Annotated in this window: 24 protein-coding genes and 3 pseudogenes; 5 read left to right on the forward strand and 22 right to left on the reverse strand. The window is 35.5% G+C overall.

Annotated features, from left to right (window positions below):
• Positions 1-12: 12 nt before the first annotated feature.
• The 8 genes and pseudogenes from ACIQZD_RS11310 to ACIQZD_RS11345 form a co-directional block, all read right to left on the reverse strand.
• A pseudogene (locus ACIQZD_RS11310) lies at positions 13-236 on the reverse strand (Lrp/AsnC ligand binding domain-containing protein); the annotation flags it as partial.
• A gap of 167 nt (positions 237-403) precedes the next feature.
• Complete coding sequence (locus ACIQZD_RS11315; RefSeq protein ID WP_402902168.1) at positions 404-736, reverse strand: (2Fe-2S) ferredoxin domain-containing protein; 333 nt, start codon at positions 734-736, stop codon at positions 404-406.
• A 21-nt stretch (positions 737-757) separates the two neighbouring features.
• Positions 758-1,621: a hypothetical protein gene (locus ACIQZD_RS11320; RefSeq protein WP_402902170.1), complete on the reverse strand. Its 864-nt coding sequence runs from the start codon at positions 1,619-1,621 to the stop codon at positions 758-760.
• 28 nt (positions 1,622-1,649) lie between these two features.
• On the reverse strand, positions 1,650-4,070 hold the full coding sequence (locus tag ACIQZD_RS11325) for a heavy metal translocating P-type ATPase (protein ID WP_402902173.1): 2,421 nt from the start codon (positions 4,068-4,070) through the stop codon (positions 1,650-1,652).
• A gap of 118 nt (positions 4,071-4,188) precedes the next feature.
• Complete coding sequence (gene copZ / locus ACIQZD_RS11330; protein ID WP_402902176.1) at positions 4,189-4,398, reverse strand: copper chaperone CopZ; 210 nt, start codon at positions 4,396-4,398, stop codon at positions 4,189-4,191.
• A gap of 117 nt (positions 4,399-4,515) precedes the next feature.
• Positions 4,516-4,722 (reverse strand): copper chaperone CopZ, encoded by a 207-nt coding sequence (copZ, locus tag ACIQZD_RS11335; RefSeq protein WP_402902178.1) that lies wholly within the window; start codon positions 4,720-4,722, stop codon positions 4,516-4,518.
• A 119-nt stretch (positions 4,723-4,841) separates the two neighbouring features.
• Positions 4,842-5,048: a copper chaperone CopZ gene (copZ, locus tag ACIQZD_RS11340; RefSeq protein WP_402902180.1), complete on the reverse strand. Its 207-nt coding sequence runs from the start codon at positions 5,046-5,048 to the stop codon at positions 4,842-4,844.
• A 15-nt stretch (positions 5,049-5,063) separates the two neighbouring features.
• Positions 5,064-5,405 carry a metal-sensitive transcriptional regulator gene (locus tag ACIQZD_RS11345; RefSeq protein WP_402903696.1) on the reverse strand — a complete coding sequence of 114 codons (342 nt, stop codon included), beginning with the start codon at positions 5,403-5,405 and terminating at the stop codon, positions 5,064-5,066.
• Between the two features lie 332 nt (positions 5,406-5,737).
• Here ACIQZD_RS11345 and ACIQZD_RS11350 point away from each other — a divergent pair, with 332 nt between their 5' ends.
• The gene (locus ACIQZD_RS11350) at positions 5,738-6,349 is read left to right on the forward strand and encodes an urease accessory protein UreH domain-containing protein (RefSeq protein WP_402902183.1); all 612 of its coding nucleotides are present in this window, start codon (positions 5,738-5,740) and stop codon (positions 6,347-6,349) included.
• A gap of 55 nt (positions 6,350-6,404) precedes the next feature.
• Here the strand turns inward: ACIQZD_RS11350 and ACIQZD_RS11355 are convergent, their stop codons facing one another.
• Positions 6,405-7,094 carry a C40 family peptidase gene (locus tag ACIQZD_RS11355; protein ID WP_402902186.1) on the reverse strand — a complete coding sequence of 230 codons (690 nt, stop codon included), beginning with the start codon at positions 7,092-7,094 and terminating at the stop codon, positions 6,405-6,407.
• 296 nt (positions 7,095-7,390) lie between these two features.
• On the opposite strand from ACIQZD_RS11355, the gene asnB reads away from it, so the two are divergent.
• A complete protein-coding gene (asnB, locus tag ACIQZD_RS11360; RefSeq protein WP_402902190.1) occupies positions 7,391-9,286 on the forward strand; it encodes an asparagine synthase (glutamine-hydrolyzing) in 1,896 nt (631 codons plus the stop codon).
• A gap of 200 nt (positions 9,287-9,486) precedes the next feature.
• Here asnB and ACIQZD_RS11365 read toward each other — a convergent pair whose 3' ends face one another.
• The 6 genes and pseudogenes from ACIQZD_RS11365 to ACIQZD_RS11390 all read right to left on the reverse strand — a co-directional run bounded on the left by ACIQZD_RS11365 (position 9,487) and on the right by ACIQZD_RS11390 (position 15,993).
• A complete protein-coding gene (locus ACIQZD_RS11365) occupies positions 9,487-10,884 on the reverse strand; it encodes a HAMP domain-containing sensor histidine kinase (RefSeq protein WP_402902193.1) in 1,398 nt (465 codons plus the stop codon).
• Positions 10,881-11,579, reverse strand: a complete 699-nt coding sequence (locus ACIQZD_RS11370) for a response regulator transcription factor (protein WP_402902196.1) — start codon at positions 11,577-11,579, stop codon at positions 10,881-10,883. Before ACIQZD_RS11370 ends, ACIQZD_RS11365 begins: the two co-directional genes overlap by 4 nt.
• 695 nt (positions 11,580-12,274) lie before the next feature.
• Positions 12,275-12,877: a YdhK family protein gene (locus tag ACIQZD_RS11375; RefSeq protein ID WP_402902199.1), complete on the reverse strand. Its 603-nt coding sequence runs from the start codon at positions 12,875-12,877 to the stop codon at positions 12,275-12,277.
• Positions 12,878-12,970: 93 nt separating this feature from the next.
• On the reverse strand, positions 12,971-13,891 hold the full coding sequence (locus tag ACIQZD_RS11380) for a F510_1955 family glycosylhydrolase (protein ID WP_402902202.1): 921 nt from the start codon (positions 13,889-13,891) through the stop codon (positions 12,971-12,973).
• 58 nt (positions 13,892-13,949) lie between these two features.
• Positions 13,950-14,620 (reverse strand): annotated as a pseudogene (locus ACIQZD_RS11385) (response regulator transcription factor).
• Positions 14,620-15,993 carry a sensor histidine kinase gene (locus ACIQZD_RS11390; RefSeq protein ID WP_402902205.1) on the reverse strand — a complete coding sequence of 458 codons (1,374 nt, stop codon included), beginning with the start codon at positions 15,991-15,993 and terminating at the stop codon, positions 14,620-14,622. The pseudogene ACIQZD_RS11385 and the gene ACIQZD_RS11390 overlap by 1 nt, the downstream one beginning before the upstream one ends.
• 156 nt (positions 15,994-16,149) lie before the next feature.
• Between ACIQZD_RS11390 and ACIQZD_RS11395 the strand changes: the two genes are divergently transcribed.
• Positions 16,150-16,476, forward strand: coding sequence for a four-helix bundle copper-binding protein (locus ACIQZD_RS11395; protein ID WP_402902208.1), 327 nt, complete (start codon positions 16,150-16,152; stop codon positions 16,474-16,476).
• A 121-nt stretch (positions 16,477-16,597) separates the two neighbouring features.
• On the opposite strand, the gene ACIQZD_RS11400 is transcribed toward ACIQZD_RS11395, so the two are convergent.
• Positions 16,598-18,058, reverse strand: coding sequence for a UDP-N-acetylmuramoyl-L-alanyl-D-glutamate--2,6-diaminopimelate ligase (locus ACIQZD_RS11400; RefSeq protein WP_402902211.1), 1,461 nt, complete (start codon positions 18,056-18,058; stop codon positions 16,598-16,600).
• A 240-nt stretch (positions 18,059-18,298) separates the two neighbouring features.
• On the reverse strand, positions 18,299-19,213 hold the full coding sequence (locus tag ACIQZD_RS11405; protein WP_402902214.1) for a plastocyanin/azurin family copper-binding protein: 915 nt from the start codon (positions 19,211-19,213) through the stop codon (positions 18,299-18,301).
• 339 nt (positions 19,214-19,552) lie between these two features.
• Between ACIQZD_RS11405 and ACIQZD_RS11410 the strand changes: the two genes are divergently transcribed.
• Positions 19,553-20,110, forward strand: a complete 558-nt coding sequence (locus tag ACIQZD_RS11410; RefSeq protein WP_402902217.1) for a TVP38/TMEM64 family protein — start codon at positions 19,553-19,555, stop codon at positions 20,108-20,110.
• Positions 20,111-20,246: 136 nt separating this feature from the next.
• Here ACIQZD_RS11410 and lgt read toward each other — a convergent pair whose 3' ends face one another.
• The 4 genes and pseudogenes from lgt to ACIQZD_RS11430 form a co-directional block, all read right to left on the reverse strand.
• Complete coding sequence (lgt, locus tag ACIQZD_RS11415; protein WP_402902220.1) at positions 20,247-21,053, reverse strand: prolipoprotein diacylglyceryl transferase; 807 nt, start codon at positions 21,051-21,053, stop codon at positions 20,247-20,249.
• A 235-nt stretch (positions 21,054-21,288) separates the two neighbouring features.
• Positions 21,289-21,366: pseudogene (locus ACIQZD_RS11420) on the reverse strand (hypothetical protein); the annotation flags it as partial.
• A 260-nt stretch (positions 21,367-21,626) separates the two neighbouring features.
• Positions 21,627-22,178, reverse strand: coding sequence for a TlpA family protein disulfide reductase (locus ACIQZD_RS11425; RefSeq protein ID WP_402902223.1), 552 nt, complete (start codon positions 22,176-22,178; stop codon positions 21,627-21,629).
• Positions 22,179-22,957: 779 nt separating this feature from the next.
• The gene (locus ACIQZD_RS11430) at positions 22,958-23,773 is read right to left on the reverse strand and encodes a ZIP family metal transporter (protein WP_402902226.1); all 816 of its coding nucleotides are present in this window, start codon (positions 23,771-23,773) and stop codon (positions 22,958-22,960) included.
• 338 nt (positions 23,774-24,111) lie between these two features.
• On the opposite strand from ACIQZD_RS11430, the gene ACIQZD_RS11435 reads away from it, so the two are divergent.
• Positions 24,112-25,716, forward strand: a complete 1,605-nt coding sequence (locus tag ACIQZD_RS11435) for a multicopper oxidase family protein (protein ID WP_402902229.1) — start codon at positions 24,112-24,114, stop codon at positions 25,714-25,716.
• A 105-nt stretch (positions 25,717-25,821) separates the two neighbouring features.
• Here the strand turns inward: ACIQZD_RS11435 and ACIQZD_RS11440 are convergent, their stop codons facing one another.
• A complete protein-coding gene (locus ACIQZD_RS11440) occupies positions 25,822-26,013 on the reverse strand; it encodes a metal ABC transporter solute-binding protein, Zn/Mn family (protein WP_402903699.1) in 192 nt (63 codons plus the stop codon).
• Positions 26,014-26,139: the final 126 nt, after the last annotated feature.

Below are 26,139 nucleotides of genomic sequence, written 5' to 3' on the forward strand. Positions count from 1 at the left end.
CGTAAGGGATTTTTACGAACGGGTATTTTCTTCCCATATTGTAAAACTGTTGAAATTTCTAAGAGCTAGGCTAGTTAGAGTTCTTGTAATCCTAGTTTATTTAACTTTTTAATAAATATTTCTAATTCCTTCCGATCTTTGTTATCCACTTGATAATCATACTCACCTGTTAAACAATGAAACTCCAATACTTCTGACAGAGACGCTAATGCCCTTTCCAAAACTTCCATTTTTTCTAAGAGAACAATTTCAATTAGTATTAATGGGGAGAAGTAAACCCTATTGATGGAAATATGGACTTATTGGTAAAAATGATCAGTCCATTGAATATCGCAATTTTTTTCTTCCAGAAAAGCGCCCTGAACAGAAACCCTTTTTAGATATAGAAGTAAGATGTTACAGTTCATTCACTCTCATGGTTCTTGAATGTTTTCCCATCATGGTAATAAAGTTCAGAGCCTAGATGAACATTGTCATTTTCTTTCAATTGACGAATAAGTTCTTTACTTTTTGTTTTATTCATTTCTTTATACCAGGTTCCTTGTGGATATAGAACAGCGATCGGGCCATGCTTGCATTGGCCGTTGCATAATGTTTTTGTTGTGTGAATCTCATTTTGTAGCTCTAAGTTTTTCAATTCTCCTCTAATGGTCTCTGTTACTTCTTCTGCTCCATTTTTCGTGCATGTTTTCCCGTTGCAAATTAATAGATGTTTGCCAACCCCATCTAAGTTCATATAAATTCCCCTTTTTCCTTTTTATTTGACCTCTATAACAAATGGATAGCTATTGACTTTACCATCAAATTTAAATTCTCCCCACACTTTGTATATGCCAGGTTTATCAAATTTTGTTTCAAATAGTGTCCTTTCTTCTGATGTAGGGTGCACATGAACAAATTTTTCACCCTTATCATCCAAAATAACAACATGGCCTAAAGCCCCCAGATAGGGCTCTGGAGTAATCCCTTTCGTATCAAAGCTTAACGTCACATCTTTGTTTATTCCTGGCTCTTTAGTTGTTAATTCAACTGTCTTTTCATTGATTGTTTTTGTTAAGTTTGTATCAACCTTTAGTGAGTTTTCCTCATTTTCACCATGACCTTTCCCCACATGCAGTTCTATCGGACTAACCTTATAGGCAAGGTTTTTTGGTTTAATATCAACAAACGCTTTATAAGAGTTTTCAGGTAGGTCGAATTTCAGAGTATAAACGCCATTTCCTTTTTCCTCAGGATGTAAATGATAATAATCTTCTAAGTCGGCACTTACAATAATTAGATGCATAATCTTTTCATGTGAAATTTCTAATTCAGGTGAATTTTGATCTTTATCCTTCACATCAATGGTAATTAAGCCATCTTCATACTTTACGTTTGTGACCAATTCACTTTTTGAATGAGCTACATGATCTGAATGCCCTGAATCCTTACTATGATTATCTTTATGTGTTTGCTCTTTAATAGATTCTTTTTCCTCGTTACCATTTATTTTTGCCTCATCATGGGTATCAGTGTGATCGTTATTACTGTCCAAACTTGCAGATACGGAATAACCGCCAATTACCAACCCGAGATAAACAATGGCTGAAATCGCCCAGGTTAAAATGTTTTTTTGTTTCATAAAAACACTCCTTTCTTAATAGATAAGATTATCCTTTTAACTTAATCCTTTGTAATCTGAGTGCGTTTAAAACAACTGAAACTGAACTAAATGCCATTGCTACTCCTGCCAGCCATGGTGCCAGAAAGCCTAGGGCTGCAATTGGAACTCCTATAGCATTATAAGCAAAGGCCCAAAATAAATTTTGCTTGATATTTCGAATCGTCATTTTACTCATAAAGATGGCATCGGCAATACTATTTAGGTCTCCTCTTATTAAGGTGATATCAGCAGCTTCCATTGCTACATCCGTACCCGTACCGATGGCCATGCCAATATCAGCGGTAGCTAACGCTGGAGCATCGTTAATTCCATCACCGACCATTGCCACTATCTTTCCAGCTTTTTGAAGCTTTTTAACTTCCTCTGCCTTTCCTTCAGGGAGGACTTCTGCTATAACATGGTCAATTCCGACCTCATTTGCAATTGCTTGAGCTGTCTGCTTGTTATCACCTGTAATCATGACGACTTCCAGACCCATCTCTTTTAACCTTTCAATTGCTTTCTGAGAGGTTTCTTTAATTGTATCTGCGACAGCAATCACTCCAGCGAATTGATTATCAATGGCTACTAGCATTGCAGTCTTGCCTTGTTTCTCTAAGTTTTCCATTTGCGGTAATATGTCTTGAATATTAATCCTGTTTTTAGCCATTAAACGGCGAGTTCCAATTAATATGGATTTGTTTTCAACTGTAGATTCAATACCAAAGCCAGGAATAGCTTCAAAATGTTCAGAGTTGCCTAGTTCAATCCCTTTTTCTTTAATGCCCTCAACAATTGCCTCAGCTAACGGATGTTCAGAATTTCTTTCTGCAGCACCGACTAACTTTAAAAATTCCTTTTCTTCAAACCCATTTGAGAGAATAACATCTGTAAGTGTTGGTTTTCCATTTGTTACAGTGCCCGTTTTATCAAGAATCACTGTATTCACTCGATGAGTCGTTTCAAGATGCTCCCCGCCTTTAAACAAAATCCCATATTCAGCTGCGCGACCTGATCCAGCCATAATGGATGTCGGAGTAGCTAGGCCTAGAGCACATGGACATGCGATAACTAATACGGCAATTAACTTTTCAAGAGCTACTGCAAACTCTCCCGGACTTACAGCAAAGTACCACACAAGAAACGTAATAATCGCTATACCCACTACAATAGGGACAAATATTCCTGAGATGACATCGGCTAAGCGTTGAATAGGCGCTTTTGATCCTTGTGCTTCTTCGACTACTTTGATAATTTGAGCTAAGGCGGTATCCTTTCCTACCTTTGTTGCCTTAACCTTCAGAAACCCGTTTTTGTTAATTGTTGAGCCAATTACTAAATCTCCTACTGTTTTATCAACAGGAATACTTTCACCTGTAATCATTGACTCATCTAGGGCAGATCTCCCTTCAAATATTTCTCCGTCTACAGGTACCTTTTCACCTGGTTTAACATAAACGATATCTCCAGCTATTACCTCTTCGATAGGTAAATTCATTTCTTGACCGTCTCTTAATACTGTGGCTGTTTTGGCTTGCAGACCCATAAGTTTTTTTATGGCCTCCGATGAACGCCCTTTTGCTTTTGCTTCAAATAACTTACCTAATATTATAAGTGTAATTAACACAGCACTTGTTTCAAAATATAATTCAACCATGTGAGCATCGGACCCTATTGACAGAATGCTTAAGTAAACACTATAGAAATAAGCTGCAGATGTTCCAAGTGCAACTAATACATCCATGTTTGCACTTTTATTCCTTAATGCTTTAAAGGCGCCTACGTAAAATTGACCTCCAACTAAGAATTGAACAGGAGTCGCAAGTGCAAGTTGCACCCATGGATTCATGAACATCTCTGGCAGCCAAATAAAAGATGTAAATTCAAAATGACTGACCATCGCCCAAAGTAAAGGGATGGACAAAATAGAAGAGAATATGAATTTTCCTGTTTGTTTCTCAATTTCCTTCTGTCTATGATCAGCCTGTTCGCCTGTAGTTACTTGCTTTTGTTCTAAACGATAACCCAATTTCTTAATGGCATCCTTCATATCTGGGACCGAAACTTCATCAGGATTATATTCTACAAGGGCTGATTCTAAGGCGAAGTTTACAGTTGCATTTTGAACTCCATCCAGCTTGTTTAAACGTTTTTCAATCCTGTTAGCACATGCTGCGCATGTCATACCAGATATATCAAATTCCGCTTTTTCACTAACCACTTTATACCCTAAGGATTCAACTTTATCTTTAAGTTGGTTAACACTAGATTTTGATGGATCAAACGTTACTTTTGATTTTTCTAACGCAAAATTTACGCTTGCATCCTCTACTCCATCTATTTTTTTGAGACCTTTTTCTATTCTCACTGCACAGGCAGCACACGTCATGCCAGCTATTTGAAGTGTTGTTTCTTTTTTATCGCTCATAACCTTACACTCCTATCACCACATACTACAGTGGGGTATATTTTTTTGAAAACGTGCCGGGGCGAGACAGCACGTTTTTTCAATTCCTTAGTGACAACTTTGATCTTTAGGTAATTTACTAAAGCTCTACTTCATAACCTTGGTCCTCTATAATGTCAGTAATCCCCTTCAAAGAAACCACTTTCGAATCAAATGATACATTCACTTTTCCTTCATTTAAGTGAACCTTTACAAAACGTACACCGTTTAATTTTCCCACATTCCCTTCAATTGAATTTATACAATGCCCACATGACATTCCTTTCACTGCTAATATTTCATTCTCCATTTTTTTGTCCTCCTTAATTATGTTCGATGATTTATTTTAATAAATAAACCTTACCCTGGTATAGTATATGAATTTCCGAAAGAAATTGTGCTTTAATCAGCACGTTCTTTATTAGTATTATTGTATATCATAACCTTGATCTTCTATAACGTCAGTAATTCCCTTTAAAGAAACCATTTTCGAATTAAATGATACCTCTACTTTTTCTTCATTTAAGTGAACTTTTACAAAATGAACACCATTTAATTTTCCTACATTTCCTTCAATTGAATTAATACAATGCCCACATGCCATTCCTTTCACTGTTAATATTACATTCTCCATTCCTTACTCCTCCTTATTTTATGTCAGATGAACTATTTTAATACCATAAACCATACCCCAGTATAGTATATTAATTTCTGAAAGAAATCGTGCTTTAATTAGCACGTTCTGTATTAATGTTATTGTACATCATAACCTTGGTCATTAATTGTTTCTTTGATCTTATCAATACTAACTTCGTTCGGATTAAACTCCACACTAACAGTTCCAGAATCTAAGTTTACTTTAACAGTGGTAACTCCAGATAATTCACCTACATTGCCTTCAATTGAATTTATACAATGCCCACATGACATTCCTTTTACGTTTAGAGTCATTTTTTCCATATCACTAGTCTCCTTTTATTTTTTCATTAATTTTTGAATTGTCACCATTACCTCATCTAAAATCTCCGTATCCCCTTCTTGAATTCTTTCAAGAACACATGTCTTCATATGCCCTTCAAGTAAAATACGAGCGGCACTATTTAAAGCTGATTGAGTCGCAGATATTTGAGTAATGACATCATCACAATAGGTATCTTTTTCAATTAATCCTTTTATTCCTCGAATTTGTCCTTCAATTCGATTCAATCTTGTTACTAAATTATTTTTCACATTATCTGAATGATGGCTCTTTCTTTCACCGTCTGATGAGCAGCATTGATCGATTTCAACAATTTTATCAAGACTTTCTGAATTCATCGACATTGCCTCACCTCCTTAATCACATAATACTATACCCTCCTATGGTATGTGAAGGATTTCTTATAAAAATTTTTAAAATAGGTATTTGACATAGAATAAATTAAGGCTGTTTAATTAATAATACTTGAGTGAATCTATACAAGAATCACCTTATCTATGCATTACAAATTGAAGTGTTATTTTGCACATACAACTTTAAAACCCAGCTACCTTCACATGAGAAGATTAGCTGGGTTTCTTAATTATTTACATCCACTTATTTATAGAACTATTCGAATCCGACTAGTATAAAAGCGACTGCTCATTGTTCAGCAATCGCGCCGGGTTCCTTGGCACCCTGTCAGATTACTGGGAATTTCACTTCAATTGCCTATTTCGGAAATAAAGCAGTGGGGAAAAAAGCCCCTTGGGTGGAAATATCCTTATTCATCCTGGGAAAACTAGTGGTATATTCCCTCTTTGGAGTTTTAATTTGGTTATTAGGAAGAGAGTTTCAATCTACCTTAACCACCTATTTCGCGTATTTTCGCAAAAGCATTGGATTCTTAAACATAATTGTTGGCCTTTTTCTATTTGGTTATTTAAAATTCATTTGGATTTCGCATTTTTTTAAGTGGAGGGGATTCAAACATTCAGACGGGAAATTAGGAGCTCTTTTATTAGGCATAAGCTATTCAGTCGCCTTTTGCCCAACTATGTTTGTCCTATTTTTTGTACAACTTATACCTTTGGTATTTTCTACCACCTATGGTTTTGCCTTGACATCCATTTTTGGGATTGGAACTGCTTTACCCCTACTTATTACCCCATTATTAATTTGGAGTTTTGGCGCAGAGGGTTCTTTAATAAAAAAAGGGAAGAAGTTTGGTAATACCGTTCAAAAATGTGCAGGGACGGTTATCATCATCATAGGAATTCTCGGTATAGTTACCTATTGGTAGAATAGTATATATAAATAAAAGCCAGTCTCTTTAATAGAACTGGCCGCTATCTCTATTACATTCTTTTCGCACCTAAATATCTCTTTTTCCAATAACTATTATCCATAGAGGAAATGCTTACACCTTTTGAGGAGCTGTGTATGAATTGATTATCCCCGATATAAATACCTGCATGTGAGGCACCAGGTTTATAGGTTTCATAAAAGACCAAATCCCCAACTTTTGGTTTGGACACCTTTGTCCCCTTTTTATAAATTTCCGATACAGTTCTCGGTAAAGTGACATCTGCACTTTTTTCGAAAACATATTTTAGGAATCCGCTGCAATCAAACCCTTTTGGCGTAGTCCCACCCCATACATATTTTACATTCAAGTGTTTTTTTGCTTCCTTTACTATCGCTGTAGTTTTATTGCTTGAATTATTCACATTAGCTACCTTGGTTGTCTGCTTTTTTACGCCCAATGCTTTATACGTATTCGGACCTACAATACCGTCAGCTTTCAAGCCTTTGCTTTTTTGAAACTTTACTACTGCACTTTTAGTAACGGTCCCAAAATAGGTGGTTGTATCTGTTTTAAAATATCCCTTTTTCTTTAAATTCTCTTGTAATTGTTTTACATCTGTATGAGTCATTCCACTTTTTAACGTTCGATCTCCTAATGCAGCATTACTGACCAATGGATTTGATAGCAACAAACCAGTCACAACACCGGTTACAACAAACGAAGATATAATTTTTTTCATTTTCTATTTTTTCCCCCGAATTATTTCTTTTTTATTATTCTATCATCCTTAAGTGACACGCATATTTACCTGAATTTACATTTTCATTACAAATTTATGCAGAATGTGTGCACAAATGACAAAACACCTATAATAACCCAAAATTCTTCCAAAAAACGATATGACTATTGTGCACCCTGAAATAATTACAATTTTTATGTAAACTCCATAATTTCTACATATTTTGTTGTTATCTTTCTTGTAGTTCCTTAAAAATTTTCAAGGAAGCTCAAAATAACAATAGGTAGGTGGATTTTATGTGCGGTTTTGTTGGATGTGTTCATAACGGGCCTAAAGCCATACATTCTGATATAAGGGAAAAGTTGAAAAAGATGAATAACATCATTACCCATAGAGGCCCGGATGATGAAGGGTATTTTTTCGATGAATTTGTGAATTTTGGCTTTAGAAGATTAAGCATCATCGATATAGATAACGGAAACCAGCCCCTCTCATATGAAAATGAAAGATACTGGATTATTTTCAATGGCGAAATTTATAATTATATTGAACTAAGAAAAGAATTAATCGATAGAGGCCACGAATTTACGACAGATTCTGATACCGAAGTCATTATAGCCCTCTATAGTAATATAAAGGAGCAATCCGTTCGTAAACTGCGTGGGATGTTCGCTTTTGTCATTTGGGACAAAGAAGAAGAAAAACTTTTTGGTGCAAGGGATCACTTTGGGATAAAACCCTTTTTCTATTGTGAGCTAGATGTAACTACTTACTTTGCTTCCGAGAAAAAAAGTATTCTTACGGCAATCAGTGAAGATTTAGATGTAGATTCTTTACAACATTATCTTAGTTTCCAATATGTACCGGAGCCTGCGACCCTTTCTAAATCAATTAAAAAGCTACCACCTGGACATTTCTTCACTAAAAAACCAAGGGGAAAAATGGTTATAAAAAAATACTGGAAAGCGAATTTCCAACCCTCAAATATGGAAGATTCCAAATTAATCAAAGAAGTCCAAGATACCTTGATCGACTCAGTAAACGTACATATGAGGAGTGATGTTCCAGTTGGTTCCTTCTTATCTGGAGGAATCGATTCTTCATTTATCGTTTCAATTGCGAAACAGATTAATCCTAAAATTAAAACCTTTTCCGTAGGTTTCGAAAGAGAAGGTTATAGCGAAATAAACGTTGCAGAAGAAACAGCCAACGCTCTAAATGTAGAAAATATTAGTTATGTAATAAGCCCTGAAGAATTTCTTGCTGAGCTACCAAAAATCATTTGGCATATGGACGACCCTTTAGCTGATCCTGCAGCTGTGCCTTTGTACTTTGTTGCGCGGGAAGCCAGGAAACAAGTCAAGGTGGCTTTGTCCGGTGAAGGTGCAGATGAATTATTCGGCGGTTATAACATATACAGGGAACCTCAATCCATTCGCATGTTTTCCTATATCCCGTCTCCAGTAAAACATGTTTTAAAAGCCCTCTCCTCAGCTCTTCCAGAGGGAGTAAAAGGAAAGAGTTTTATAGAACGGGGGGTTACCCCCTTAGAAGAACGGTATATCGGAAACGCAAATATGTTCAATGAAAAAGAGAAAAAACTTTTGCTTATTAATTATCTAAACAATTTGGAGAATGAAAAAGTGACGGGTTCCATTTATTCCAGTTCTTTAGATTATGACGCGATTACAAAAATGCAGAATATTGATATTCATACATGGCTAAAGGGAGACATTTTGCTGAAAGCCGATAAAATGTCCATGGCAAACTCCCTAGAAGTGAGAGTACCCTTTTTGGATAAACATGTCTTTAATATCGCATCAAAAGTTAGCAGTAATCAAAAAGTACGAAATGGCACGACTAAATATATCCTCCGTAAAGCTGCAGAAGGTATAGTTCCAGAGCATGTATGGAGCAGAAAGAAACTAGGGTTCCCTGTCCCCATCCGCCATTGGTTGAAAGCAGAACTTTATGATTGGGCCATGCAATTAATTCATAATAGCCCTACTGACTATATTTTTAGCAAACAGGAAATCCTAAAGCTATTGGACAATCACGTTCGAGATAAAATGGACAATAGCCGTAAACTATGGACTATTTTAATCTTTATGGTATGGCATCAAATTTATATTGAAGATTTATATGAATTTGAATCATCAAGACAAAAGATTTTGCAAATAGCAACGAACTAATTAATTAATAAAATTAATCGCTTATTTTCCCATTTTCACCCATGTATCTATGAAGTTTGCATGGGTGCCTTTTTATTTTTTTCGCCAGTCAATGGATTTTAATTGATACATAGTTAATAAAAGGGATTCAAAAGAACGGCTTTTGGACCATTTTCATAATAAAAAAAGACTAAACGATTGTTTAGCCATACACATTACTTTTATACTTCTATTGGTAGGGTAATGATAAATTCAGTCCCTTGTCCAATTGCACTATTAACTTCTATCGTCCCGCCTAATACGTTGACCAACTCCCTAACGATAGCGAGTCCAAGCCCTGTCCCTCCCATTTGCCTAGATCGAGATTTCTCTACTCGATAAAACCGTTCGAAAATAAAGGGCAAATCATTGGGAGGTATCCCTATTCCTGAATCTTTGATAGTGATGATGACGAAATCCTTATTTGCTCGGGAGGTAATAACAATTCCCCCATGATTTGTGTACCTTATAGAATTTTCGATAAGGTTAGTTAGGATTTGTTCTAATCTTATCCCATCTGATAAAATCATTTTCAAATGTTTACCGGGTTCATATTTCAAAGTAACATTTTTCTTATTTGCGCTCAGTTTGGACCTGTTCAGGACCCCCTCAATTAATTCTTCGACATCAATCCATTCTTTATATAATTCAATCTTGTTTTCTTCCATTTTTGAAAGTTCAAACAAATCATTAATAAGAAGTGTCAATCTCGAGGCTTCATTCTCTATAATAGCTAGGTACTCTTCCTTTTCCTGGTCATTATTGTATAGATTTTTACTTATCACCGACGCATATCCAGATAAATAAGAAATAGGGGTTCTAAGCTCATGAGAAATATTTGCTAAAAATTCACTTCTATTTGTCCGATATTCCTTTAGTTCTATGGCAAGGTCATTAATGGCTTGAGCGAGAGATCCAATTTCATCGTTAGACGATTTTTTGATATTTATATTAAGATCGCCTTTTGAGATCCTTCTAGTTATCTTTTCCATATCAATAAGAGGCTTTGATAGCTTCTTGGATACAAAGAAAGTAAAACCCGCAGCAAGCAGTAATGCACCTAAAATGGCAATAACAAGGTATGTCCTTAATTTGTGTATCGAATCATGAATGGAATCTAAAGAGGAGAATACAAAAACTCCACCTTCAACATTTTCATTTATTATAATTGGGCGTCCAGATAAGAAATAATAATTTTTAGTTTTGGGATTTACATAATCCTGGTGAATTTTATTCGTTTTTTTAATTTTAGACAACAATTGAGCGTTAAAACGCGTACCTTTTTCATAAAGGTTGGAGCTTGTAAGTACCTTACCAGCCTTATCGACGATCACTAACTCGGTTTTCGTATGATTCGCCATTTTTTCGTATATTCCCAATTCATTTTGATCATCGAGATTTGTTATGGAGTTTATGAGGTCTATAGAAACTTCATCAATATATTCATGAGTTTGACCATAATAGAAACCGAAAAATATTCTATCTATTACATAGCCTAAGGGCACTAAAATAAACATAAATAAAATCATTATAGTAATGCCTAACTTACCACCTATACTATTAATTTTGATTTTCTTCATGGCTTGCCCATATCCTCAAATTTATAGCCGATTCCCCAAACTGTCTTTATTGGGTTAGATTTGCACTGAGTATCCCTTAACTTCACTCTTATGTTCTTAATGTGTGTATCCACTGTTCGAAATTCACGTTCATCATGTATTCCCCATATTTTGTCCAGCAATAATTCACGAGTGAAAATTTGAGTCGAATTACTTGCCAGTAGCCACAATAAATCAAACTCCTTTGGAGTGAATTCCACTATTTCACCCTCTATTTTAACTCTCCTGCTTTCATAATGGATTTCTAAACCACTTGAAATTATTACTTGCTCTTTTGGCTCAATCGTTTGTTTTACTATTGACCTTCGAATTAAAGCATGTACACGTGCTGCCAATTCCTCAAATGCAAAAGGTTTGACTAGATAATCATCTGCCCCTATCTCAAATCCACGAACTTTATCTTTCAATTCATTCCTTGCTGTTAGCATTAAAATCGGTATATTATATTTTTCTCTAATAATTTTACACATTTCCCAACCACTTATATACGGCATCATAATATCTAAGATAATTAAATCAAATGACTGCTTATCTAGGCATTTCAATGCCTCATGCCCATTGTCTGAAACGACAATATTATAGGTATTAGATAAATGTATCTTTATTAGATTTAACATATTCCATTCATCATCAACAACTAATACATTTCTTTTCATTCTAATGACCCTCCAAAGGAATATTACGTTTTTTAGCCACAAATAGAATAATTCATATGTCAAGGACCCTTAACATCATTCTAAAAGGACGCAATATAGTATCCCAATAATTCTTTTACAACGACTCCTTAAAATAAAGTTGCCATTACGATTATATAAAAAATTCATGCAGAAAATATGGAGATTTAGTAATATCATTAGACAATATTATTGGGATAATTTACATTAGAATAAAGGACTGAATTTCTTTATAAAAAACATCGAACAATCCTAATAAAAAATTCGTTCAAAAAACTAAACGTTTGTTTTCACTTTTAGGAAATTACATTTCTTTCTCCAAAGCTTAGGTGCCCTTTTTAAGCAAAATATTAATCGGGTTTATGTTAGGTAATTCGTATTCACAGTTTCATTTACTTTCTCTTACGTTGTAATTCAATCTTTTTATAAACTAATACAGAACCAAATAGTTCTCCAAAAGAAGGGATAATAGCGTCTGGTCTTCCTTAACATTTCTTACTAATAATCATTAAATTTTTAAAGCCGCATATAAACTAGCATTTTCATAAGTGAAACTCTATTGTGGTTAGAGGGATTCTCCTTTCAAGCATACAAAACCCCAAAATAACCTCAAGTAAAAGAGCTTATCCCTTTTGGGATAAGCTCTTTTTTTAAAATATTTTCATTTCGTTAAAACATTATTTTACCGGTGATAATTCACTCTCTGTTACCCATTTATGATTTTTAACTTCCTCTCCACCTGTAGTCGATGTGTAATCAACCACATACACAGTCGTTTCTTCGGCAGAATCAATTTCAGCTTTCGCGCCATCCATCCCTTCCATATGAGCAGCATCTACTGTAACTTCTGCTCCAGGTTCTAACGGTTCGTCACCAGCATCTTTAATCTCTTCCTGGATAACCCATTTGTGATTTCCCACTCTTTCTCCACCAGTAGTCGGAGTATACGAAATAACATAGGCCGTCGTATCATAGGCACCCACAATCGTTGCTTTGGCACCCTTCATACCCTCCATGTGATCTGTTTCGAGAATCGCTTGACTTCCAACTTCATAGGTTGGATTCTTTGCTTCTTTCAAACCTTCAGGAACTTCTTCTGAGCTAGAATGGTCCATATTACCATGATCCATGCCTTCCATGCTCTCTTTTTCTTCTGTTTTCTCAGTGCTATCTTTGTTTTCTGTTTTTTCATCATTCGCATTGGCGCAGGCACCCAGTATTAAGAAGAGGGCTGCAAATAACGATAAGATGACGGACATTTTCAATCTTTTTTTCAACATAAAGATTCCTCCTTTGGCTTTAGACAATATCATAATACCAATAATATGTGCAGAAATTGTGGAGCACGCTCATGAAATGATAAACTGAGCACCTTACTCGGTTTCCCCGTTTGATAGAATTTTATTCCACTTCTTCTCCTGTCCTTCGCTAACAAACACATCATTCTTTGTGGTTACCATCATCATTTCGCTTTCTTTCAATGGATTAGCCTCTAGGTAAATCGGTATGTTTTCTTTATCCAAGGAAGGGGCAACTAGTGAAGTATCCTTTTTATCGTTCAAACTTATTTCATGAACGCTCACTTTTTCACTTTCAAGCATGGAATAAACTATGGAATCTTCTTTAAAGGCTAATGAAGTCACCATAGAAGTTGTCGGGATTAGTGAAAAGTCCTTTCCATAGTTTTTAGATAAAAACACTCCTTCCTCTCCATAAATGGCAATCATGTTATCCTTTGATGGATGGATATCTAGGCCCTCAATAGCGGTAGAAGTCATCCCGTTGAGCTCTAATTGTGTCCAGTCTTCCCCTTCATTTTTGGAATAAAAAAAGCCTGGTCCCAATTTGGAGTTTTTAGCTTCATTATATGTATAAACAGTACCGGTTTCATAACTGGCCCCTAAGTAATGAAAGTCCGTTTCTCCATAGAAAGCAAGCTTTTCCAGGCTTTCCCCTTTGTCTGTACTTTTCACAAGACCTAAAGGATTTTTCAAATCTGAACCCTCTTCAGGGTGCCCGCTTGAATAGAAACCGTCTTTTATTGTCTGGAACCCCATGTAATCATGATTGTTATGTGAAGTTTTGTACCAGGATCCATCCCTATATTCAAATGGCCCTCCATGGGTTGCTATAACTGGGGTTCCCTCTTTACCCCAGTATCCCGCTCCATGGATATGTTCAATTGTTTCATTCTCTGCTTTAATAAAGTACTCCTTTGTCTCATCATTTGAACAGGCTGCTAGAAGTAAGTTTATAGATGTGAAAGATAATAAGCCCCATTTTAAGTGTTTCAATGGTATCCTCTCCTGTCTTATTTGCACCTTTTTTATGTTTTTTAATGAAAAATTTTCGTTATTCCTTGGGCACCCACTTATATCCAACTCCCCAAACAGTTGAGAGATATAGATCTATGGGAAAATTCGCCTGCCTTAATTTGTCTCGGATATTACGGACATGGGAATCTATCGTCCTATCCTCTGTAAAAGCTTTATTCTCCCTTCCAGTAAATGTGCCCGAGAAAAAACTTTGTTTGGGTTTTTTAATAATAATCCCAGTAAGGAAAACTCCTTTGGAGTGAGTTGAATCTGCTGTCCTTCATACGTCAATTCATGAGATTCCTCATCCCACTTTAATCCCTTGAAATGAACTGCCTTGGTGTCTTTATCATCCATTCTTCTGAAAAGTGCATCTATTCTAGCCAATAATTCCCCCTCATCAAATGGTTTTGTTACATAATCGTCTGCCCCTAATTGGAAACCCTTAACCACATCCGATTTTTCATTTCGAGCCGTCAGCATGATAATGGGTACTTTAGAGAGTTCACGAATTTTGGCGCAAGCACTCCAACCATCCATTACCGGCATCATCACATCTAACAAAATTAAATCGGCATATGAATTTTTCATATGAACAATGGCTTCATGTCCAGAGTTCACCTTAATACAGTGGTAAACGGGAGATAAGTATATATTCAACAAATCGAGCATTCTTTCTTCATCATCAACAAGCAATAAGGTTTTCATTACGGCAACTCCTTTAACGAAATAAAAAAGGCTGTCCCTTTTCCTTGTTCACTTTTTACCTCTATCGTACCATCGTGAGCTTCTATTAGTTCCTTAACAATGGATAGTCCAAGCCCTGACCCTCCAGTGTCCCTAGATCGAGATTTATCCACCCGATAAAAACGATCAAAGATATAAGGAAGGTCTTCTTTAGGAATCCCATGACCTTCATCTTTTATTATCAGCACTATCAATCCCTTTTCACTTTTTACAGATATACTTGTTTTGGTAGTAGAATCAGAATATTTGATTGCATTATCTAATAAATTAAAAATTACCTGTTCAAATCTCATAGGGTCTATGTTGACCTTTACACTTTTTTTGCATTCAACGACAAGATCCATTCCTTTTTCCGTGAAAGCAGGTAGCATTTTTTCATAAATAGAGTGTAAAAAGGAACAAAGCTCTACTTCAACACGATTTATGACAAAGTTGTTTTTGTCTAACTTAGCCAAATCAAATAAATCTTTTATCATATCAGACAATTTTTTTGTTTCCTCAAAAATAATGCTCAGATACTGATCGCGGATGGATTCGTCTATATCTTTTCTCCTTGATACGTCTGCATATCCCTTAATATAGGTAAGCGGTGTTCTTAACTCATGAGAAATGCTTGCCAAAAACTCAATTCTTTCCCCCTTTAGGTGTTTTAAGTCCTCCGCAAGTATTTTTATAGATCTGGATAGCTCTCCCAACTCATCATCACCCATGTCAGGGAGATTGACAGAGAAGTCACCCGTGCTAAGTTTCTCGGTAGCCCGCTTCATCCTGATCAGAGGCCTAGTCAAAGCTTTGGATAAAAATAGGATGGTGATGATCATTAAAGAAAGAATCATGATGGCACCTGCAATAAAATGATGGTTAAGTCGGGAAATTAAACTTTGAATCTGATCCGTTCTCCGGAACATGTACACATACCCTTTTTGCTTTTCGTTAATTTTAAAAGGAGTTACCGTTGAAATATACTTTTCACTTTTCCACCTATTTTCCAGTGTTTCTCCATCGCGTGGTACTTGCCCTATTTCTTTGGTAATTATCTTTTGCTCTTCATTATCTAAATTCGAGGATGAAATAAAAATGTTTTGATTTTGATCCGTGATAATGACCTCTGTATCAGCTTTTGCTTCCATTACAGCAATATGATGTAATGTTTCCTCATTATATGAATTTTCAAGCACGTCCCGATGACTATTCCCTCTTGCCTGAAGTGCAGCTAATTCTTCTTCTATTCTGGAATCTACAATGCTTGTATGGAGAAAAAAGAACAAAAATATTTCAAGAATAAGCATAGCACCTAAAAACCAGATCCCGAATTTCAAGGATATTTTATTCAAATTAATCACCGCTTTTTCGAATTACTATCACCATCATAATGAAAAAATATCAAAAAATTGTGCAGTTTTTAAGGAGTTTTTGATATTTCGTTAAATAATAGTTGAGCTGGGTAGAATATGAGTGTTAAACAACAAAATTCTTAGGAGGTTTTATTTATGAATACCACTTATGAAGAATGTATTAGAGCGTGTCTGGAATGCATGGAGGCCTGTAACACATGTTATGATGCATGCTTAAAGGAAGAAAATCTTAAAATGATGGCTTCTTGTATAAGGATAGACAGGGAATGTGCGGATATCTGTGCATTTGCAGCTAAAGCCATGCAATCCAACAGTCCCTTTGCCCATCAGATTTGTCAACTTTGTGCAGACATTTGTGAAGCATGTGGAGACGAATGCAAAAAGCACGATCATGAACATTGTCAAAAATGTGCGGAAGTATGCTTCAAATGTGCAGAAGCTTGCCGTAAAATGTCCGCTTAATGAAGGTTGAACAATAATAATGTACATGTGACACCAGAAAAACCCATTTCCATCACTCTAATTTGGAAATGGGTTTTCTATTTCCCTCCTTAAATACGAAATGATTGTGCCTACTAAACAACTAAATCGTCCTATGTTTTTTATCTAATAAATATAGGATTGTTTCTTTATCGGAAGTAGCTGGCAATGAAAAGTCTTGTTTATAACTCTCATGTCCTTTTCCCGTAACGATTACCCAATCACCTTTTTTGGCCATCTTTAGGACAGTCTGTATCGCCAATGTTCTATCCGGAATTACCAGACCATTCTCAGCGATATATTTGTGATATAGATCGATTAAAGTAGCTTTCATTTCCTGATAGTCCTCTGTATTTAAATCATCGAGAGTTAAGATTGATACATCGCTCAGTTCTGAAGAAATCTTGACCATTTCAGCTCTCTTGTTTTTGTCACGGCCACCTCTAAAGCCAAATATATGAAAAATCCGCTCAACACCTAATTCCTTAGCTGTTTGCAGGCAGTGAAAAATTGCGTCTGCCGTATGGGCATAATCAATAACAATCGTTGGGCTATCTTCGTCCTTATACACTTCAAATCTTCCTGGAACACCAGGGAATTTCTTAAGAGCTAGGAGAATATCCTCTTTTCCAATCGTCAGCTTCCGAGCAACTGCGTATGCTACTGCTGCATTATATAAATTATGCAGTCCAGGCATTGGCAAATTAATTCTTATGATCTCGTTCCCATCATTCAGTAAAACAAAAGGCTTAGTTGCCGTATCATAATCATGGATTGATAGATCACAACACTTGGATTCGCCAATGGTATACGTATTCACTTTTCGCTTTTTCAGGTACTCATGCAGCTTTTCTCCCCAAAAATTATCTTCATTAACGATGGCCATTCCATTCGGCTTTAACTTTTCAAATAGTAGTGCCTTTGCCTGAAAATACGCTTCCATGGTTCCGTGATAATCGAGGTGGTCATGATAGAGGTTGGTGAAAATTCCATAATCAAATTCAATTCCCTCTAAACGGTATTGAACTAATGCATGTGAAGACACTTCCATTATGACTACCTTGTCCTTGCTGGAAGCGAGTAAGGAGTTTAGTTCAATCGCACTTGGTGTGGTATTATGTGAATCAATTGTTTTTCCATTAACAATATGTTGAATCGTCCCTATGACGGAGCACGCAATCCCACTTTCTTTTATAATTTGATGCAGCATATAGCTTGTCGTTGTTTTTCCGTTGGTTCCGGTAATTCCAATCATGATTTTTTGCTTACTTGGATAAAAATTCTTCGCAATCTTCCCTAATGCTTTTCGACTGTTTTTCACTTGTAAGTAAGGAACCTCCAAGTCTCCAATATCGAGCTCACCAATAATCGCTGAAGCACCAAGTTGCACGGCATCCTGTATATAATCATGACCGTCAACACTATACCCTCTTACAGCCACAAAGAGATATCCTTTTTGGATATCTCTCGAGTTATCCGTAACACCTAAAATCGAAATATCTGCAACATTCATTTCTGATAAATTCTGTGTACCGGCATCTTTTATCAATTTTTTTAACATCATAGGTTGGTTTGACTCCTTATTTTCAAATAATCCCCCTTATCTTAGTTTTTAAATATGTAGAAATTATGGAGAATCATTATATAAAATCTTAATATTATTAATTGAAGTGCAACAGTTATTTTTTCGGGGAGTAAATCTATCCTTGTACTCTTTAATCCTCTCATTTTTTTATAAAAGCATTTATAAATGAAATGAGATAAATATATACTTTACTCCTCAAAGAAGCATCCTTAAGTTTAGTTACATTACAGTAATTTCCCCAACCATTCCCGCTTCCTTATGTCCGGGAAGTGTACAATAAAATATATAGTTTCCCTCAGGCAGAGAGCCTATTATTGTCGATGCAGACTCTCCCGCTTTTGCATGTAAATGCAATCTCCCCACTCCATGAAAATCTTCTGCATTTTTTTTATAAAACTCATCACGGCTAACTATACTTATATCATGCTCGTCTTTCCCGACATTTTTTAATGTAATTTCATACTCTTCCCCACGGTTAATGGATATATTTCGTGGCTCATAACTAAAATCGAGAGCCTTGATCTCTAAGGCATAGGAGCTACTCATGTTTTCTTTTGGTACAGTTTCTTTGTGTTGATGCTGCTCATTTCCGATGTCCTTTGCTATTATTGGTCCTGTAAAGTTTAATAAATATATCGAGCAGAACAAAAATCCACCAGAAAATAAAGGGTTTTTCACTAGCTTAACCATCATGTTGGTTTGATTTTCTCTCATTTCAGACAAAAGAAGATAAATCATAAGTAGATGGACACCGATAAAGAGAATAAATAATATCTTTAACAGCTGTTCGATATTTTCAGGGGGGATCATTTCCCCAAGCATGGCTCCCATCATTCCTCCCATAAGACCTGACAATACACCATCTGTTACAGCTAATATTCCAAAGGGCAGACCCATTATAAATCCAATAAATAATCCAACAAGAACTCCCCATACCGTAGATTGAAATAAATCTTCTGAAAGATATATGGCAATGATGGTACCACCAACGATTCCACTAACCATTCCTGTAGCCATAGAGATCATCATGCCCGACATAAGTCTAATCTGTTTGTACAACACGGCACACAATCTGAAGATGCCTACCAACAATCCTATTGAAACGATTAATATCCAAAGCAGGGAATTAGACAAGAGGATTCCTCCCTAAAAAGTATGTTTGTACATACCTATTGAAACCAACAAAAAAAAAAGACTAATAAAATACAGATATAGCTTAGGATATTGTAGGAATTGTAAAAATCCATATAATCTTGATAAAGCCTGCTAACTTTCTTCACATTTATTTCTTATGATTTCTTTTTAAGGTATCTAATAAAAGTACAGGGATGGATTTATTCAATCATCCAATAAGCTCTAAGAATTTTATTAATGCTTTCAGCTTGCTCCTGTACTGTACACAATGTGAAATGAAATGTCTCGATTAACTGGTCTGGGGTTATAAAATGTAATATGACTAGGAAGGGTACAAAGATGGATGAATTAGTTTTATATTGGTTTTCACTTTCGGGATCTTTTTCTATTATGGTGAGTATTATCCTGAATATTGTTATAAGTATATTCGGAGTAATACCCAGTTTTTTTTTAACAGCCAGTAATATTACTTTTTATGGATTTGAAAAAGGGATTTTTATTTCCTATATTGGTGAGTGCTTGGGTGCTTGCATAAGTTTTCTCTTATATAGAAAAGGAATTCAATATGTGAAACATCCTGCTCCACCAAATTCAAAATATCTTAATAAACTCATGAGGTCAAAAGGAAAAGAGGCAGCTATATTAATTGTATCACTTCGGCTTTTTCCTTTTATGCCATCCGGATTGATCAACCTCGGAGCAGCCTTAAGTAAAATCAACTTACTTCACTTTACATTAGCTAGTGCTATAGGAAAAATTCCGGCAATGCTAATAGAAGGATACTCCGTTTATGAAGTGTTATCCTGGGAAGCTGAAGGGAAAGTTGCCTTATTTATAGTTTCATTGTTGATTTTAGTGATTAATTGGTTGATAAAAAGAAAGCGTTCCGGCGGTTAAGTCTTTCCTTATTTAAAAAAGAGGCAGATTCGAAAATCCTGCCTCTTTTCTAATGTACTAATCTAACTTCTCTTAAACATATTCCCCTTCCCTTTGATAAGGTGAATTAATTCAACACTTAAAGATCGTTTCTAAATCAGGAATCCTGATATGCCGCATAGCCCCTTTTCCTTCGAATTATCATAATGATAACGGAACCTAAAATTAGTACCAGTGACATGAGTTGTGCCATTCTTATTTCATCAAATAGCATAAGCGAGTCTGTACGCATTCCTTCTATAAAAAACCTTCCAAATGAATACCAAATTAAATAAGACAAAAACATTTCCCCATGACGGATATGGGTTCGTCTTAAGAAAAGTAAGAATAGAAACCCTGTAACATCCCATAGTGACTCATATAAAAAGGTAGGATGATGATAGACACCATCTATATACATTTGATTAATAATAAAATCCGGAAGCATAAGGTTCTCTAAGAATCCTCTGCTTACATTCCCTCCGAATGCCTCTTTATTCATAAAATTTCCCCATCGGCCTATCGCCTGGCTAAGGATAAGACTTGGTGCAGCTATATCAACAATCTTCCAAAAAGAAACCTTTTTTGCCCTTGAAAAAAAGTATGTTGTTACGAGAGCTCCGATTAGAGCTCCATGAATAGCAATCCCACCGTTCCATATTTGAATAATCTGTTCTGGATTCTTAGAGTAATAGGACCATTCAAACAGTACATAATAGATTCGAGCCGTTACAATGGAAATAGGTACAGCCAAAAGAATTAAGTCCATAAATATTTCCTTATTAAGACCTCTTTTTTCAGATTCTTTTATTGCAATCAATAAGCCAATTAGAACTGCTGCCGCGATGATTAGTCCATACCAGTAAATCTCTATAGGTCCCAAACTTAATGCGATTGGGTCAAGAGGCAGTTTTTCGTTTTTCAATGTATGTCCCCCTGTATTCTGATTTTTTTATTTTTATTAGTATACAGAATAATTTTGCAGAATTTATGAATTCCTATAAATCATACGGGAAACTTTATTATTATTAACGAACAATTAAACATTAAAAGACGTTTTTATGCAATAGACTTAGTTAAACTCAAATAAACTTTATGAATGATTCTAAGCGGACAAAAAAACTTGCCAAAATATTGACAAGCCTGTGGAACATTAAATCCTAATATTCAGTCGTTATTATTGGTGTACCCATTGTAATCTGAATCTCTTTATTTTCAGATTTTCTCAAACCGATTTGAACATTAAATGCCTCTAAGTATTGGTCTGAATGTTGTCATCAAATTTATTAGAGAGTTGGAAGAGAACAGGACCAAATTTCCAAGTGAATAAAAGTAAAAATGCTGCCCCAGAAAATATGTCTGTCACTTGTTTCCTAAAGGGATTTTTTATGTACCTAAATCGAAAATCTAATATAAGATAACCGGCTATTCCGCTAATGATGATTATAAGCAGTTTATATTGTAATAGAAAGGGCCCTACATTTATGACGTCATCCATTTATTTAACCTCATTTTCGACTAATTTTTGAAATTTTTCTTCAAATATTTTTTCTCCAGCAAAACCCATAATTTGATCAACAATAATTCCATCTTTATTGATTAAAAAGGTAGTTGGAATAGCTTGGATATGATACTTTTTAGACACGGCATCATCAACATCAAGTAAAACTGGAAATTTAAATCCATAGGTTTCAGCAAAAGTCCGAGCACCATCTATAGAGTCACCTGATGTGATGTTAACAGCATAAATTTGTACCTTTTCCCCGTATCTTTCGTTTAATTTTACTAACTCCGGCGCTTCTATTTTACATGGGCCACACCATGAGGCCCAAAAATTAATCACTAAAGGTTTTGATACATCAGACGTTGAGTATTTTTTTCCATCTAACGCCTTTAGTGTAAAACTAGGTCTCTTAAAATTTACTTGGGGAGCCTCTTCCATCTTATTTAAATTTTCTGCGGAAGTGGTTAGGATATTTTCCTTATTAATTGTAGTAACAAAAGTCCATAATAAAGCAAATAATAATATACCGCTTAGTAATTTCTTCACAATACTCCCTCCAAATCTAATAGCTAAAAAATATAGATTTTTTTATTGTCCATCCTGGACTCTCCTTGACAGTGTCAGAAACATTCTATATTGCATTAGTAAAGTAGGCTATCAAAATAATAAATATGGACCATATAATAAAAAAAACACAGGTGAAATCCTTTCCTTTTTCCTGGTTTTTCGTTTGCTGCAGCAACCCATCTTACATCTCCCATTTCTTATTATTAATTCTTGTGGTTATTTTACACCTTAAATTTGCAGAATTTATGAAATAAACTAAAGAAAGCCATAATTACCTATGTGAGTAATTCATTATTGTATGGAAAATTCCAATAAAACACGTTTACATCCTCTAATTACTTGAAATTCGACTTCCCCTTTTTTTCATAATTTTTTATTTTATGCAATTTATAAAGCTAAGAAGGAAAAACATTGGTTGTTCCTCCACAATTGAGAATATTTAGGGTTAAAAAGATTGAGCATGCTGATTATTCTTTTCCTTTCAGGTAATTGTATTAGTCTGGGATAACCTGCTTATCTGAATAGAGTTAGCCTAAAATAAAAGCCGCATTTCTAATGAAATGCGGCTTTTTCCAAATAATTTGTTAACTCAAAAAATTGTATAATAGGGTGTATTGCTCACGTCGAACAGGGATAATCCCAATACCCATAAATTTAAATGGTATTACTTCTTCTTTAACCTTTGTGTATAACTTAATGGATCCTGTTTTTTAACTATGGGATATCTCTTGACAGGAATTACAGATCAATTGTTTCATTTACCCAAGTGCTACATCCAATATCATCATTATTGTAAATCCTATCATTAAGCACATAGATGCGAAATCTTTATTTCCGTTCTCTTGGGAGCCAGGAATAACCTCTTCAACGACTACAAAAATCATGGCTCCTGCCGCGAAACTTAGTGCGAAAGGAAGAAGTGGTTCAATTAGAGTAACTGCTAAAACTCCAATCACAGCGGCAATAGGTTCAACCATTCCCGAGAACTGCCCATATAAAAAGCTTTTCCGACGGGACATCCCCTCTCTTCTCAAAGGCATTGAAACAGCAACACCTTCTGGAAAGTTTTGAATACCTATCCCAATCGCTAAAGCAATGGCACCGGACAAAGAAGCAGAGGGAAAGCCTGCTGCTACAGCTCCGAAAGCAACCCCCACCGCAAGACCCTCTGGTATGTTGTGTAATGTAATGGCCAACACAAGTAGAGTGCTCCGTCGCTTTCTCTTGGGATGTAATCCCTCTGCATTCTCCAATGAAGAATTAGGGTGCAAGTGAGGAACGATCTTATCCACTCCCCATAGAAATACGCCACCCAATAAAAATCCTATAGCAGCAGGTAACCACACTGGTAAAGTACCACTCTCTGCCATAGAAAGAGCCGGTGATAGTAACGACCAAAAGCTTGCTGCAATCATAACACCACCAGCGAAACCTAACATCCCATCAAATAGCTTAAGGTTCATCGTTTTTGTCGTGAATACTAAAGCAGCACCAAGTGCCGTCATGCCCCATGTAAATAGTGTTCCAATTAATGCCTGAGTTACCGGATTTAAAGTTGAGAAAAAATCAACCACTTAATTTTAGCTCCTTCCAACTAAATTTCAGAAATTAAATTTTTAAACCCCGAGGGTAAGTAGCCCATTTATTGTCTTTATTCCCCAATTGTTTTACAGCTAGTGTATGCAGTTACCATTAAATGTTCGCCTAAGGAAAGAGTATAGCTATAAGTTCAAAAGTGTCAATTTTCTTATTAACTTTACAAAAGGAATCTATTTTTATTTAGTGTTAACATTTATTATTTGTTTTTCCCAAAACAAATTGTAAAATCCTTAAATCCTACAAACTAAATTCATAGTTTCTGCAAGTTTTTATTATAAGATTAAAAATGAAAATGAATGGAGGAGGCAGCAGTATGAACCTAAAAATCATTGGATTTCTTACTATTGTAATATTACTTTTAACCGCATGCTCATCAACTGGAAATATGGGCAATATGGATCATGGCAACATGGAAGAGAAAGATACAAACAAGGAACAAATAGTGGATAAAAAACTTCCTAAAACATCAAATACAGAGATTTTAACTGGTAAAACATTTAATATCGTCGCAAAAGAAGCAAATCACCAATTAAATGAAAAAGTAAATGTTACAGCGTGGACATTTAATGGTTCAGTCCCTGGTTCCCAAATTCGGGTTAAAGAGGGTGAAGACCTAAAAATAAACTTAAAGAATGAGCTTCCTAACCCTGTCAGCATCCATTGGCACGGAATTCCTCTTCCTAATAAAATGGATGGTATTCCTGGAGTAACCCAGAATGCCGTTCAGCCTGGTGAGTCCTTCACATATAAATTTAATGCCTCAGTACCAGGAACATATATGTATCACACGCACCAGGATGGCGTAAATCAATTGGATAAAGGCCTTTACGGCTCATTAATTATTGAACCAAAAGAAGTAACTTATGATCGTGATTACTCCCTTATGCTGGATGAGTGGATGAGTAACCCAGAAGAGGGAATGGATATGGAAGGAATGGATGATATGGAAGGCATGGATCATTCAAACATGAGTGGGATCGCAGATAGCGATACTGAAGCAGATAAGGACCAGGATGAAGGAACTGAAGATACCAAAAATATGGCACACGATATGAGCAATTATGACATCTTCACCATCAATGGTAAAAGCGGAAAAGATGTTGAGCCTATAAACGTAAAAGAGGGTGAGAAAGTCCGATTACGATTAGCAAATATCGGATATATGTCTCATAAAATCCATTTACATGGACATAACTTCAAAGTGGTTGCCATAGATGGCCAAGAGTTAAATGAACCCCAAGAAATAAAGGATCAATTACTGCCTATCGCACCAGGGGAACGATATGACATTGAGTTTATTGCTGACAATCCAGGTCAATGGTACCTAGAGTGTCATGGAGAGATGGATGGCACGGCTGGTATGAAAACGGTCATTCAATACGACGGAAGCAACGAATCAAATGATAAACCAAATGAAAAAGAAGAACTTCCTGTCTTCAATTTCACAACCTATGGTAAAAGTACAGAAACTGAATTTACTTTGGACCAAAAATATGATGTAGAATATACGATGGATTTGAATACGCAAATGAAAGATAATGAAATGGCCTATACAATCAATGGAAATACGTTTCCTGATACAGAAAACTTGGAGGTAAGTGAGGATGATCTCGTCAAAGTGAAATTGGTTAATAATTCTGAATCTGATGATCACCCTATGCATTTGCATGGTCACTTCTTCCAAATTTTAAGTGAAAATGGAAAGCCCGTTAAAGGTTCACCCATCTTTAAAGACACGGTTAATTTAAAACCTGGTGATGAATATGTGGTTGCCTTTAAAGCAGACAATCCTGGTAATTGGATGTTCCACTGTCATGATTTACACCATGCCTCAGCCGGTATGATGAACATGTTTAAATATAAAGGTTTTGAACCTGAATTCACACCAGATCCAGCTGCTAATAACAAGCCAGAATAATCGGGGTATACTTTAATTTCCATATAATAAAAAATGCGATCCGCTTTTAGATCGCATTTTTTGTGCTTTACAAGGCCTTTTTATTGTAGTGCCTGCCTTAATGTTTCAATATTTCTTTTGCATAAGTGATACGTAATCTTCCTTATTTTGAACATCTTTTGGGATTAATGCTTCTAAATTATGAAGTTTCAGCGTTTTTGCTCCAATTTCTCGTTCAATTACTTTTGCCACCTGATTTTCCGCATTTTGTTCAAACAGGATATATGGAATATTTTCTTCTCCAGCCTCCTTAATGATTCCCTCTAGTTGTTTTCATAAGTCCTCCTTTAATAATTACAAATAGTAATAATTACGATTTATAATTTATATATGCATTTGTATTGCATTTAGCAACAAAATTTCAAGCCATATGGAACTGTCAAT

It is taken from the genome of Peribacillus sp. NPDC096447, from assembly GCF_044762725.1.
Lineage (GTDB): Bacteria > Bacillota > Bacilli > Bacillales > DSM-1321 > Peribacillus.

What these genes read in the sequence shown, in the direction of transcription:
- ACIQZD_RS11315 (WP_402902168.1), bottom strand. Translation starts at nt 736, where the DNA reads ATGAACTTAGATGGGGTTGGCAAACATCTATTAATTTGCAACGGGAAA.
- ACIQZD_RS11320 (WP_402902170.1), bottom strand. Translation starts at nt 1,621, where the DNA reads ATGAAACAAAAAAACATTTTAACCTGGGCGATTTCAGCCATTGTTTAT.
- ACIQZD_RS11325 (WP_402902173.1), bottom strand. Translation starts at nt 4,070, where the DNA reads ATGAGCGATAAAAAAGAAACAACACTTCAAATAGCTGGCATGACGTGT.
- copZ (WP_402902176.1), bottom strand. Translation starts at nt 4,398, where the DNA reads ATGGAGAATGAAATATTAGCAGTGAAAGGAATGTCATGTGGGCATTGT.
- copZ (WP_402902178.1), bottom strand. Translation starts at nt 4,722, where the DNA reads ATGGAGAATGTAATATTAACAGTGAAAGGAATGGCATGTGGGCATTGT.
- copZ (WP_402902180.1), bottom strand. Translation starts at nt 5,048, where the DNA reads ATGGAAAAAATGACTCTAAACGTAAAAGGAATGTCATGTGGGCATTGT.
- ACIQZD_RS11345 (WP_402903696.1), bottom strand. Translation starts at nt 5,405, where the DNA reads ATGAATTCAGAAAGTCTTGATAAAATTGTTGAAATCGATCAATGCTGC.
- ACIQZD_RS11355 (WP_402902186.1), bottom strand. Translation starts at nt 7,094, where the DNA reads ATGAAAAAAATTATATCTTCGTTTGTTGTAACCGGTGTTGTGACTGGT.
- asnB (WP_402902190.1), top strand. Translation starts at nt 7,391, where the DNA reads ATGTGCGGTTTTGTTGGATGTGTTCATAACGGGCCTAAAGCCATACAT.
- ACIQZD_RS11365 (WP_402902193.1), bottom strand. Translation starts at nt 10,884, where the DNA reads ATGAAGAAAATCAAAATTAATAGTATAGGTGGTAAGTTAGGCATTACT.
- ACIQZD_RS11370 (WP_402902196.1), bottom strand. Translation starts at nt 11,579, where the DNA reads ATGAAAAGAAATGTATTAGTTGTTGATGATGAATGGAATATGTTAAAT.
- ACIQZD_RS11375 (WP_402902199.1), bottom strand. Translation starts at nt 12,877, where the DNA reads ATGTTGAAAAAAAGATTGAAAATGTCCGTCATCTTATCGTTATTTGCA.
- ACIQZD_RS11395 (WP_402902208.1), top strand. Translation starts at nt 16,150, where the DNA reads ATGAATACCACTTATGAAGAATGTATTAGAGCGTGTCTGGAATGCATG.
- ACIQZD_RS11400 (WP_402902211.1), bottom strand. Translation starts at nt 18,058, where the DNA reads ATGATGTTAAAAAAATTGATAAAAGATGCCGGTACACAGAATTTATCA.
- ACIQZD_RS11410 (WP_402902217.1), top strand. Translation starts at nt 19,553, where the DNA reads ATGGATGAATTAGTTTTATATTGGTTTTCACTTTCGGGATCTTTTTCT.
- ACIQZD_RS11435 (WP_402902229.1), top strand. Translation starts at nt 24,112, where the DNA reads ATGAACCTAAAAATCATTGGATTTCTTACTATTGTAATATTACTTTTA.